Here is a 12,083-nt window from a genome sequence, read left to right as displayed (position 1 = left end):
AGCCAAGCTTCCACAACGAACCAAACATCGATCTTACCCTCGCGAAATCTGGGGAAAAGGAAAATCCTTCCCCTCAAAACATCACTTCGGTCCTCTCCCAAAATCAAAAAGTAAGTGACATTAGGCTAAAGCCCACGGTTTACAGAGCCACAAAAGATGGGCTTTAGCCTTGAGCCTCTACTGTCTAACGAAACAAAAGCCCAGGCTAAAGCCCATTCACTTTTCATGCCTTATCAGCGGGCTGTAAGGCCCGCTGCTCCCACCTATTGATCAACGTTCTTCATAAGCAAAAAAGAGGCGGCCACACAGGCCGCCTCTTTCGTTTCGAACTGCCGGCTATTAGAGCAGATCAGGATTGCGTTCCGGAAACTGGCGTTGATGCCAATACGGATACGCTGCTATTACCTTGCTGGCTTCATCCAACTTCGTCATCTGCTCCGGCGTAAGCTTCCAGCCGACAGCTTTGAAGTTCTGCTTCAACTGCTCTTCGCTGCGTCCGCCGATGATGATGGTCGATACGGTTGGCCGATGTAATAGCCAATTCAATGAAATCTCCGGGACAGACTTTCCAGTCTCCTGCGCAATCGCTTCAATCGCATCGACGACGTTGTAGAGATGTTCGTCCGAAACCTTCGGACCTGCGGCGATCATCTTCTCGTCGTTCAGGCGGCTGGTCGTAGGCTTTGGCTTATTACGGCTGTACTTCCCGGTCAGACGCGCCCATCCAAGCGGAGACCACACCGCCGTGCCGACCTTCTCGCTCCGGCCCAGCGGCATCAGCTCCCACTCGAAGTCACGGCCGATCAGGGAGTAGTAGCTCTGCTGCACAACATACCTCGCCCAGCCGTAGCGCTCACTGATAGAAAGAGACTTCATCAACTGCCAGCCGGAGAAGTTCGAGCAGCCGATGTAGCGGATCTTACCTTCCTCGACGGCTCTGTTCAGGGTGTACAGCGTCTCCTCCATGGGTGTCAGGGCATCGACTTCGTGCATGTAATACACATCGATGTAGTCCGTCCCTAATCGCTTGAGACTGCCTTCAATCGAACGAATGAGATGATGCCGCGATTGGCCGGCATCATTGATCCCCGTGCCAAGACGGAAGGTCGCCTTGGTGCCGATTACGAGCTGCGAACGATCAAGATGGCGGATCGACTCACCAAGTACCTTTTCGCTCTCGCCGTCGGAGTACACATCCGCCGTATCGAAGAAATTGATTCCGGCATCGACACAGAGGTCGACGATGCGTTTCGCAGCGTCCCCCTCCATCAGACCCCATTCCTTAAAGAACTCGCTGTCACGGCCGAAGGTTCCTGCTCCGAAACAAAGCTCGGAGACACGCAGACCAGAGTTGCCCAGCAGCCTGTATTCCATGCAGATTCACTCCTCCTTTAAAGCATTTTCCCTGTTCCTGGGTATCCCGGTAGGGCACTGCCGCGGCGTTTTCATTGCGGAAAACGCCCATAGATACGGAAGCCCGACTCTACACCTACAGGGAAAATGCTCCATGCACAAGGGATGCACCAAGGACGCCATCGGACGCGCCCAGGTTTTCCATTATCCTCGACCGAGTCATGTCCCGTTCTGAATCTCCCACGACGCGTCCCGGCTATCTGAACCGTAACAAACAGAGAGTGATCGGCAAAGCTGCCTGGGTCGACTCCAATGCACCGAACCAGAACACTTATAAGCTACGCTGCGAGTGGCAAGGCTGCGGCTTCGAGTACGGAGCCGACGGCATCGATATCCACAAACGCAAATGCCCGCGCTGCCAGGACGGCAAACCCGGCCAGCCGGCACCGGAGACGCTGCCCACCCTCTTCTGACGCCACGGAACTTGAAACCAGTCACGGAACTGCGCGAAGCCCCGCAGCGTATTGTTTTATCATGCGCCTGTTGATTGCATTTCTGTTTCCTTGGCTCACGTTCTTCCTGATCGGACGGCCGTTTACCGGGCTGCTGTGCCTGCTGCTGCAGATCACGATCCTCGGCTGGATACCAGCAACGATCTGGGCCGTCTACGCTCTTTCGCAGTACAAGACCGATCGCAAGATCGCCCGCGCGCTAGCCCACCGCTGTTAGAGCCCCCCATGCACCGGGTGCATGGGTTAATCAAATACCTGCTACTCCAAGGCAAACGGTGCGGGCCTCCGCTTAACAACCTGCGACTTCACGATCGACGTACTCGTCTGCGCCTTATCGATGATCCGGTTGAGAACCTCATCCAGGTGCTGGATCGACCGCAGGTAGACACGCGCGACGAAACAATCGTCACCCGTGACACGGTCACACTCTGCAACCTCCGGGATTTCCTGCAGTAGCCGCTCCACCGCCAACAGCTTTCCTGGCAAGGGACGGATGCGAACGATGGCCACCATGGGATAGCCCATCGCTTCCGCATTCAGATCAAGGGTAAACGCCCGAATGACATCGTTCTCCTTCAACTTCTGCAAACGCTCGGCTACAGCGGGCGAAGACATACCCACCTCGTCGGCAAGACTCTTCAGCGACATTCGCGCATCGACAGCGAGCAGCCGCAGCAATTCCAGGTCAGTCTGATCCATGCACTCCTCACCACCCTCAGAATCGAAGGAGAAACAAGTCTATCGCTTTCGAAAGCTGTCCATAATGGCGGGAATCTTACGGAATGTCATGTATTTCGCGACCTCAACCTGACAGAATCAAGAGATGGATACACAGCGGCTTGGAACTCTGGAGATGTCCGTCGCCATGACAGCCTCCGGCACCATCGGATGGTTTGTCCTAAGCTCGGGAGAGAGCGTTCTTCGCGTGGTGCTTTGGCGCTGCATCTTCGGCGCCCTGACGCTCTTCCTGGCCTGTGCCGCCATGGGGCTGCTGCATCATCTGCGAAACAAGCGCGTTCTTCTGCTGGGATCGCTTGGTGGCGTAACGATTGTCATCAACTGGCTGCTGCTCTTCAGCGCCTACTCGCGCAGCTCCATCTCCATCGCGACAGCAATCTACAACACTTATCCCTTCATGCTGTTTGTGCTGGGCGCGATCTTCTTTGCGGAGAAGATGACGGCAAGCAAGCTGCTCTGGCTGATCGCCGCATTCGCGGGCGTACTGCTTATCGTGATGGCAGACACGAAGGTTGGCGGTTTTGGATCGCAGTATCTCTCCGGCGTCGCCATGGCGCTGGGTGCTGCCTTTTGTTACGCCGTCTGCACCGTTCTGATCAAGAAGCTGAGCGGAACACCACCCCACATCATCGCGCTGATCCAGGTCGTCGTCGGCATTGTTCTGATGGGACCGATCGCACACGCCGCACCCTCTACCACCAAAGGCTGGGGGATGGTCGCCACCATCGGCATCGTGCATACAGGACTGGTCTACATCCTGCTCTATGGGGCGATTCAGAAGCTGCCCACCCATCTGACAGCAGCTCTGTCATTTATCTATCCGGCGGTCGCGATTCTGGTAGATCTCATCGCGCTTGGGCGACGGCTGTATCTGATACAGATTGCCGGAGCCGGCATCATCTTTCTGGCGGTTGCGGGCATGACCTTTGGATGGAGCTTCAAGCGGAGCGAGCCTCAGCCGGCTTTATCCGGCTGTGACTGATAGATCTCTTCAACACGTTCCACCGTATCGATCTCCTCGACCGGTTTGTCATCGCGAATCCGCAGAATGCGCGGGAAGCGCAGCGCGAATCCGCTGTTGTGGCGGTCGCTGCGCATCACGTTATTGAAGGCCACTTCCAGAATCTTCTTCGGCTCCACCGTGCGGAAGTGGCCGAAGTCTTCGATCGTATGCTCCTTCATCCACTGCGTAAGTTCGAGAATCTCCGCATCGGTCAGGCCAGAGTAAGCTTTACCCACATTCAACAATTCCCCGCCTTCACCGCGCACCGCAAAGGTGTAGTCACTCAGTAGGCCCGCCCGCTTCCCGTGGCCAAACTCGCAACCGGTGACAACCACATCCAGCGTTGCCAACTCGCGCTTGAGCTTCATCCACATCAGGCCGCGGCGGCCGGGCTGATAGGTCGAGTCCATCGCCTTCAGCATGACGCCCTCATTGCCACGCTCACGGGCCTCGCGATAGGTGCGATCGATATCGTCGGCGCTCTCCACCACAAACGACGGAGACAGGATCAACCGCTCCACATTGGGCGCCCCGCCAGCAAACAGTTCCCCGACTCCCTTCTCTACAGGAGATCGCGTCATCGCCGAGATGCGCTCCACCACCGCCTCCAGCTCATTACGGCGGGCACGCAGGGGAAGATCAAGCTTCAGTTCGCCGCCGGCGTACATCAGGTCGAAGACCATGAAGACAACCGGAACCTGGGCGCGCATGGCATCGTTCACCTTCTTGCGCCCGATCCGAGTGCCCAGCACGGCAAATGGTAGCGCCCGTTGCGCGGCAAGATCCCAGCCAAGAATCTCGCCATCCAGAATGAGCGGCTCACTCACCTTCTCGAAGGCCTCGACCAGTTCGGGATAACTCTCGGTGATGTCGTCGCGGTTGCGGGAGTAGATCGCCACCCGCCTGTCGACGCCGCAGTGCACCTGCGCCCGCATGCCGTCGTACTTGTCCTCCACCAGGGCCTCGATACGCAGCGCTTCCACAGGCAGGTGCTCGGCCATCGGTACATCCGGGTCGGGCTCTTCGGCTCGGAGCTCGACGTCCGCCGCTTCGGCCGACTCCTTCGTCGAGGCAAATCGCTCCACCGCCTCCTCCGGCGTCTCTACCGGCGAGGCCAGCATGAAGCCCAGGGGGTGAAATAACCGCATCCGCGCCTCAGCCAGGGTTCCGGCAAAGGCTCGCTCGACTGCCCCGGCAAGGTCCGCCTCCAGCATGACGGCATTCCGTACCGACCGCACCTCGGTGCCCGAAGCCTCGGCGATCGCCTCCTCCACCAGGCTTTGCTTCACGCCGATGCGCATATCGCCGAGCATCAGCTTGAGCAGATACTTCGCCTCCAGCGGCGTCGCCCGCCGCAACAGCTCCGTCAGGACATGCTTCCGGGCGGCCATCGACTTCGCCGACGAGGAGGCGGCAAAAGCCGCTTCCAGCTCGTCCAGCACGATCCCGGGATCCGCAAGACGGGGCCACAGTTCAGCGGCGGCTGCGCCCAGGTCGCCATGCTTGCGGTAGGCCGCCGACATGGTGATATCGGCCGCCCCGCTGATCTCCTTCACGATGCCGCTCAGCATCGCTCCGCCGGCGTTCAGCTTGCGGTTATCGGCTTCGGCAAACGGCAACCCGGCCAGATACTGCGCAAACAGCCCGGCCTGCCGACTGCTCTCAGCCTGGACTTTGGCGATAGCTGCAGCAATCGCCGCCCGCTTTTTCAGGCGGCTGGAGGTTCCGGCCAGTTCCTCCGCCAGTGACGCGAGTTCGGCAAACAGAGCCATCCAAGGGCGTGTCATCCAGCTGCTCGCCAGCAGCGTTGCGAGTGAAAATTGGTCTCAGACGAGGCGGAGGCCGAAGGCTGTGGCGGGCCCACAGTCGAGACCGACAACGAAGTATGGGCCAATTTTTCATCGCAACCCACCGGGCCGGGGCGGATTTCCCCGGTCTCTTCGTCCCTCGTCGTTCCAGTAGGCCAGATACAGTTCACTCCTCACTCCTCGATCTCGGAAAAATCCGCTCCCGGCGCTGCTGGCCAGCAGTTGGATGATACGCCCTAGGATGCACGAACAAACCGGAGTATCCTAGAGACAGGCATATGCGCAGCCACCGTTCCAACCCGGCCCGCCACGACTTCGCCTAGCTGCGCCAAGTCTGCAGCCTGCTGCGCCAATCTACCGCGCCTCCTCATCCAATCAGAAAGCGTTACCCCTAAGGGCATACTTATGTTTGACCGTCTGCAACAACTCGAAGACCGCTACAACGAGCTCTCGCGCGATCTCGCCGACCCCGGCATCGTCACCGATCAGCAGCGCTACCAGAAGACCGCCAAGCAGCACCGCGACATGGAACCCACCATCGACAAGTTCCGTGAGTACAAGCAGGTAAACCAGGGCATTGCTGATGCCAAACTCATGCTCAATGAGAGCGATGCCGACATCCGCGCCATGGCCGAGGAAGAGCTTTCCACCCTGGAGACCCGTCTTCCCGCTATTGAAGACGAGCTGAAGGTCATGCTGCTGCCCAAGGATCCGAATGACGAGAAGAACGTCATCATCGAAATCCGTGCCGGCACCGGCGGCGATGAAGCCTCGCTCTTTGCGGCCGAGCTCTTCCGCCTGTACCTGCGCTTTGCGGAACAGCACCGCTGGAAGGTGGAAATTCTCTCCGAGAGCGAGTCCACCGTCGGCGGCATGAAGGAAGTCGTCGCTATCTTCGAAGGCGACCGCGTCTACTCGCAGATGAAGTACGAGTCCGGCGTGCACCGCGTGCAGCGTGTCCCGGCAACGGAGACCCAGGGCCGCGTTCACACCTCCGCTGTCACAGTCGCCGTTCTGCCGGAAGCCGAGGAAGTCGACATCAAGGTCGAGGCCAAGGATCTGCGCGTTGATACCTTCTGCTCCTCCGGCCCGGGCGGACAGAGCGTGAACACCACCTACTCGGCTGTCCGTATCACGCACATCCCGACCAACACAGTCGTGAGTTGCCAGGACGAGAAGTCGCAGATCAAGAACCGTGAAAAGGCCATGCGTGTTCTTCGTGCCCGCCTCTATGAGGTGGAGATGGAGAAGCAGCATGCGGCTCAGGCCAGTGCCCGCAAGCAACAGGTTGGCTCCGGCGACCGGTCCGAGAAGATTCGCACCTACAACTTCCCGCAGAATCGCCTGACCGATCACCGCATCGGCCTGACCCTGCACCAGCTTGACCTGATCATGGAAGGTAAGCTGCAGCCGGTCATCGATGCCCTGATCGAGCACGATACCGCAGAACGCCTCAAGGCCGAAGCCACAGCAGCCTAACGAAAGGACGGCCGCGTGCGTACCTCGCACGACGCGGGCGCTGCATCTCCCCCGATGAACCTTCGTGAGGCCCAGCTCGAAGCCCGTACCCAGCTTGCGCACACGGAGTCTCCGGCGCGCGATGCCGAGCTGTTGCTGCTACACACCCTCGGCATCACCAAAGCGCAACTGCTGATCGATCCCACGCGCGAGCTAGCCTCCGCGGAGCTCGCCGCTTACCAGGCATTGCTTGCCCGCCGCGCTGCCCATGAACCCGTGCAGTACATCACCGGCGTGCAGGAGTTCTATGGTCTTCCCTTCCGTGTCACCCCTGCAACGCTGATCCCACGGCCTGAGACCGAACTACTGGTGGAGTCGGTTCTGGCGCAGATCCCGCAGCATCATGCGGTTCGCATTGCCGACGTTGGCACCGGCACCGGATGCATTGCCATTGCACTTGCCGTGCATCTGCCATACGCGCATGTGACCGCGCTCGATCTCTCCGATGCCGCCCTCAGCGTGGCGCGGGAGAATGCTGCCATTAACCATGTAAAGAGGCGAGTCACGCCGCTGCACTCTGACCTGCTGACCAGTGTCGCGGGGCTGGCCTTCGACGTCATCGTCTCCAACCCTCCCTATGTCCCCCTCAGTGATCGTTCCACCCTTGCGCCGCAGGTCCGTGACTTCGAACCGGACACTGCTCTCTATGCAGGAGAAGATGGACTGGAGATCTATCGCCGCCTGATTCCCCAGGCATACGCGGCACTGCACCCAGGCGGCCTGCTGGCACTGGAGATCGGTTATGGACAGGATGCAGCCCTGCGATCTCTGCTCTCAGAGTGGAATGAAGTGACCATCCTCAACGACCTGCAGGGAATTCCCCGCACCATCCTGGCGAAGCGCCGCTAAGCGGCCATCAATTTGCTATATAAGGCGTGAGCCTGCCGGCAAGCTAGCTCTGATTCCATGGGATATTCGAGCGCAGCTCGAATGGTGGGAGCCGTGGGCTTTTAGCCCACGGTCTATCAGCCTTCCAAGTAAATGGGCTTCAGCCCTGGGTTTCTTCTGACATGTAGGAAAGCCCAGGGCTGAAGCCCATCTCGAGAGAGCCTTCTAATCAGCGGGCTGAAGCCCGCTGCTCCACCCCACCACGCCTCAAGATAGCTAGCTGGATGACACGCCCTGGAGTTCCAACGACGTAAAAGCCACCACACGGTTCCGCCCTGATTGCTTTGCTGCATAGAGCGCCTGATCGCATCGCCGCAGCGCCGCCTGATCATCTTCGCCGCGTTCGCAAGCGGTAACTCCGAAACTTGCCGTCAGCCGCAGTTGTGAGTCGAACTCAAATCGCAGGCTGCGCAGCCTTTCGCGCAGGCGCTCTGCCACCAGGCGGGCTCCTTCCTCATCCGTGTTCGGCAGAACAGCGACGAACTCTTCTCCACCAAAGCGGCCCAGCGCATCGGCAGGCCGTAGCATCTCAGACAGCGCCTTCGCGAACGTGGATAAGACCGAATCTCCTGCCGGATGACCATAGCGGTCGTTGATCAGCTTGAAGTGATCTACGTCCAGACAAATCAGACCGATACTCCCGCCATTCATCGACGCACGCTTCAGCTCACGGCTGAGGCGAACTTCCAGACCACGGCGATTCAATGCTGACGTCAATGGATCGGTCAGCGACAGGGCGTCTAGCTCATTGCTCAACTGCAGTGCGGCCATCCAGAGATAACCGATGGCGATACTGGCGCATAAAAGAACGACCTTTGAAAGCCGCGAAGCGCCATCAACCATGAAGGCCTGGTCATCGGCCGGAAGGTTCAGCAGTTGGCCGCGAAGGATGGGCAACACCATCCGCACAAGGCAAAAGGATGAGAAGAGAAAGAAGCTGCCTGCCAGAAACCGTGCCGGCAACTGCAGCGATTTCGGCGCACGACGCAGCAAGGTAATGCCGCTACGGGCCGTCTGCAGCGCCAGAGCCAAGACCAGAAGCTCCGCCCTGGTCCTCATCGGCATATGCATGACCTGGGAATAGATGGAAAAACCGACCGTCCCCACAAAAAGCAGGACATCGATCCATCGTTCGGTATAACGAAGCTCCAGGAAGCGGGTCATCGTCTCGTCCATCAAGGCGAAACCAGTGATGATCAGGCCGTCCGAAAAGATGAACGCCACCGTCGGGATCTGATTGCGATAGAACAGAATCATCATCGCCAGAGCGATGAACAACATACTGAAGCACAGCCGGAGAACACCACGTAAACGAGGCATGGAACGGGCAGCCAGGCCCAGCCCAAGCATCAGCATGCCCAGCAGCAGGACGTACGATTCCACCATCCAGCGCAGGCTTAAAGGGACGTTCATACCGACAAGGATATCTTCGGCAGATTATTTTTCTTCGTGATATTCCTGCTCGGTATTTACATCCCAAAGGGAGCTTTTGCTGGTCTCACCGGCCAGAATGGCGTCCACGGCAGCCATCGCGGTCAGCATGGAATGGTCCTGGTTGTTGTACTTGTGCATGCCATTGCGGCCCACCAGGAAGAGGTTTTCGTAGCGATCCATGTACCGGCGAATCTCATCGAAACGGCCATAGCTGCCGAAGTATGCAGGATAGGTCTTCGGAACCCGCACGACATGACCGTCACGAACATGCTCCCGGCGGATCATGCCGATCTTCTCCAGTTCCATGGCGCCGAAGGCCTTGAGTTCCTCGTCCGACATCTTCCACAGCGGATCGGTGTCGTAACAGAAGTACTCCAGCCCCAGCCATACCTTCGAGGGATCAGCGACCAGATAGGGACTCCAGTTATTGAAGATCTGTAGCCGGCCAATCTGGACATCCGGCTCCTGGATATAGATCCACGTATCTTTCAGCAGGCTGCCGTCCGGCTCAGTCTGCTGCAGCTTGTCCACCAACAGGCCCACCGTGATGAAGTCACGGTATTGCAGGCCATCAGCCACTTCGACCACGTTCGCCGGAGGCTCCACCTCCAGTGAATGCACCAGCTCCCGCACAGGGACGGTGGAGAAGAAGTAGTCTCCGGCAATAGTCCGCCTCTCGCCTGCGCGGTTCACCGCCTCCACACTGACGACGCGATCGCCTTCGGTGTTGACCTTCACAGCACGCCAACCCATATGCAGCTCTCCGCCGCCTTGCTGCACCAGGCCGGCTACGTGCTCCCAGAGTTGGCCTGGGCCAAACTTTGGATAGAGGAACTGCTCGATTAACGAGGTCTCAGTCTTCTTCTGCTCGATGTTGCCTTCGGTCCTGCCGAAGGTCTTCTTCAGGAAGTGCTTTACCGCGGCTGTCAGGCTCAGGCCCTTGATGCGCTGCGCTCCCCACTCCGCGCTGATCTCTTCACACGGCACACCCCATACTTTTTCGGTGTAGCTCTTGAAGAAGGTCAGGTAAAGCTCGTTGCCAAAGCGGTTCACGAGGAAGTCGCGCAGGCTCTTCTCCTGCTTAATAGGAAACAAACGCGATGACAGATAGCTGAAACCGATGCGCACCAGACGGACTGGACCCAGCTTGCGAAGTGTCGGTCCACTCAGACTCAGCGGATAGTCAAAGAACTTCCGCATAAAGTAGATTTCACTCTTGCGCGGGCGCACCAGCATGACGAGATCCTTGTCCTCGCCCTCGCGGCGTTCGTGTATGGGCAGATGCCGCGTCTTGTTCTGGTAGCTGATCGCCGCTTCGGCCTCTGCCTCGTGCTCCACCGGCATCAGTTCGAGCCACCAGCGCATGACTTTGTCGCTCTTTGAAAAGAAGCGGTGACCGCCGATGTCCATCCGGTTGCCGTTATAGCGTACCGTCCGCGAGATACCGCCAACGCAGTCCCCGGCTTCGAGAACAATGGGTTGGATATCCGACTGCCGCACCAGTTCCAGGGCAGCAGTCAGACCAGCAGGGCCTGCGCCCAGGATCACGGCTCGCTTTCTCATTCCTCTCCTATCCTACGGAGGATTCCGGAACTCTGTCGATTTTGGTTGTAACTGTGAGGCCCCATCCGCAGAAAAGGATGCCTCCGCCGTAATCCGAAACTGCGCAGGGAGGACGTCTAGAATGGACTTAGACATGCACACCCTGGTCACCGGCGCCTCCGGATTCTTTGGCGGCGTTCTCAAGCGCAGACTCCTTCGTGAAGGCCATACCGTGGTCAACATCGACCTGGAACGCGACGAGGACACTCTGCCTGGACTGATCTCCATCCAGGGAGATCTTCGCGATAGGGCGTTGATGCAACGTGTCTTCGCCGAACATCGTTTCGACGCCATCTTCCATGTCGCGGCACAGTTGGCGCATGGCGCCCGGATCGACGAGCATCTCCTATGGACCTCGAACGTCGATACCACCCGGCTTCTTGCGAACCTGGCCGTCGAGCATGGCGTAAAACCGTTCGTCTTTACCTCCACGAACTGCCTGTGGGCCGCCAATATGGGGCGCCCCATCACAGAAGAAGACGCCCCTGCTCCGGTGGAGATCTATGGCCGCTCCAAATGGGAAGCGGAGAAGATTCTCTCGAACTATACCGATCGTCTGAATGTGGTGACACTGCGCTGTCCCACCATCATGGATTCCGGCCGTCTGGGCCTTCTCGCCATCCTGTACGAGTTCATCGACGATCACAAAACCGTCTGGGTCGTCGGCCCGGGCAACAATACCTATCAATTCATCTACGCTGACGATCTGGCTACAGCCTGCATCCAGGCAGCCGGCTACAGCGGCAGCAATACCTTCAATGTCGGCTCAGACAATGTGAAGTCGATGCGCGAAGTCTATGAGTCCGTCATCACCGCGGCCGGATCGCGCAGCAAGGTGCGCTCGCTGCCGCAGGGACCGACGATTGCCGCTATGATTGCGGCGCACAAACTTAAACTCTCGCCGCTTGGACCGTATCACTACAAGATGATCGCTGAGAGCTTTCTGTTTGACACCACACGCATCAAGCGCGAGCTCGGCTGGCGGCCAACACTCACCAATGAAGAGATGCTGCTGCGTGCCTATAGCTATTACTCACAGAATCGCAAGGAGATCGCGGCACGTACTGATGTCTCCGCACACCGCAAACCGGCGAGTATGGGTATTATTCGGCTGTTAAAGTGGCTCAGTTAAACGCCCGCAATACAACCTCTTCCAACAACGCTCCATCCCACGTCCCTAACAGAACGCCTGCACGACTTTCTGCAATGAATCTGGGCCACTGGAGG

The 12,083-nt window shown here is 58.5% G+C and carries 11 protein-coding genes; 6 read left to right on the top strand and 5 right to left on the bottom strand.

Translation table 11 applies throughout. The features are described from left to right. Positions 1 to 339: 339 nt before the first annotated feature. Positions 340 to 1,374 carry an aldo/keto reductase gene (locus OHL21_RS04950; RefSeq protein ID WP_263416139.1) on the bottom strand — a complete coding sequence of 345 codons (1,035 nt, stop codon included), beginning with the start codon at positions 1,372 to 1,374 and terminating at the stop codon, positions 340 to 342. Between the two features lie 200 nt (positions 1,375 to 1,574). Between OHL21_RS04950 and OHL21_RS04945 the strand changes: the two genes are divergently transcribed. Continuing rightward, a complete protein-coding gene (locus OHL21_RS04945) occupies positions 1,575 to 1,826 on the top strand; it encodes a hypothetical protein (protein WP_263416138.1) in 252 nt (83 codons plus the stop codon). Between the two features lie 61 nt (positions 1,827 to 1,887). Further along, the gene (locus tag OHL21_RS04940) at positions 1,888 to 2,082 is read left to right on the top strand and encodes a YqaE/Pmp3 family membrane protein (RefSeq protein WP_147650335.1); all 195 of its coding nucleotides are present in this window, start codon (positions 1,888 to 1,890) and stop codon (positions 2,080 to 2,082) included. A 41-nt stretch (positions 2,083 to 2,123) separates the two neighbouring features. Here the strand turns inward: OHL21_RS04940 and OHL21_RS04935 are convergent, their stop codons facing one another. Further along, complete coding sequence (locus OHL21_RS04935; protein WP_263416137.1) at positions 2,124 to 2,564, bottom strand: Lrp/AsnC family transcriptional regulator; 441 nt, start codon at positions 2,562 to 2,564, stop codon at positions 2,124 to 2,126. Positions 2,565 to 2,688: 124 nt separating this feature from the next. Between OHL21_RS04935 and OHL21_RS04930 the strand changes: the two genes are divergently transcribed. Next, positions 2,689 to 3,585, top strand: a complete 897-nt coding sequence (locus OHL21_RS04930) for a DMT family transporter (protein ID WP_263416136.1) — start codon at positions 2,689 to 2,691, stop codon at positions 3,583 to 3,585. Here OHL21_RS04930 and OHL21_RS04925 read toward each other — a convergent pair. Beyond that, positions 3,558 to 5,393: an ATP-dependent DNA ligase gene (locus tag OHL21_RS04925; protein WP_317889958.1), complete on the bottom strand. Its 1,836-nt coding sequence runs from the start codon at positions 5,391 to 5,393 to the stop codon at positions 3,558 to 3,560. The two genes, OHL21_RS04930 and OHL21_RS04925, sit on opposite strands and share 28 nt — an antisense overlap. Before the next feature lie 426 nt (positions 5,394 to 5,819). Here OHL21_RS04925 and prfA point away from each other — a divergent pair, with 426 nt between their 5' ends. Together prfA and prmC are read left to right on the top strand one after the other, a co-directional pair. Beyond that, positions 5,820 to 6,893 (top strand): peptide chain release factor 1, encoded by a 1,074-nt coding sequence (gene prfA / locus OHL21_RS04920; RefSeq protein ID WP_263416135.1) that lies wholly within the window; start codon positions 5,820 to 5,822, stop codon positions 6,891 to 6,893. A 15-nt stretch (positions 6,894 to 6,908) separates the two neighbouring features. Beyond that, the gene (gene prmC, locus OHL21_RS04915; protein WP_263416134.1) at positions 6,909 to 7,781 is read left to right on the top strand and encodes a peptide chain release factor N(5)-glutamine methyltransferase; all 873 of its coding nucleotides are present in this window, start codon (positions 6,909 to 6,911) and stop codon (positions 7,779 to 7,781) included. Positions 7,782 to 8,036: 255 nt separating this feature from the next. On the opposite strand, the gene OHL21_RS04910 is transcribed toward prmC, so the two are convergent. Then, positions 8,037 to 9,233 (bottom strand): GGDEF domain-containing protein, encoded by a 1,197-nt coding sequence (locus OHL21_RS04910; RefSeq protein ID WP_263416133.1) that lies wholly within the window; start codon positions 9,231 to 9,233, stop codon positions 8,037 to 8,039. Between the two features lie 24 nt (positions 9,234 to 9,257). Then, on the bottom strand, positions 9,258 to 10,817 hold the full coding sequence (locus OHL21_RS04905) for an NAD(P)/FAD-dependent oxidoreductase (protein WP_263416132.1): 1,560 nt from the start codon (positions 10,815 to 10,817) through the stop codon (positions 9,258 to 9,260). A 121-nt stretch (positions 10,818 to 10,938) separates the two neighbouring features. Between OHL21_RS04905 and OHL21_RS04900 the strand changes: the two genes are divergently transcribed. Next, on the top strand, positions 10,939 to 11,988 hold the full coding sequence (locus OHL21_RS04900) for an NAD-dependent epimerase/dehydratase family protein (protein WP_263416131.1): 1,050 nt from the start codon (positions 10,939 to 10,941) through the stop codon (positions 11,986 to 11,988). The last annotated feature ends 95 nt before the right edge of the window (positions 11,989 to 12,083 follow it).

The sequence above is a fragment of the Terriglobus albidus genome (genome assembly GCF_025685425.1).
Classification (GTDB): Bacteria; Acidobacteriota; Terriglobia; order Terriglobales; family Acidobacteriaceae; genus Terriglobus; species Terriglobus albidus.
The sequence above is the reverse complement of the archived record's forward strand: the minus strand, read 5'-3'. Positions and strand labels throughout refer to the sequence as shown.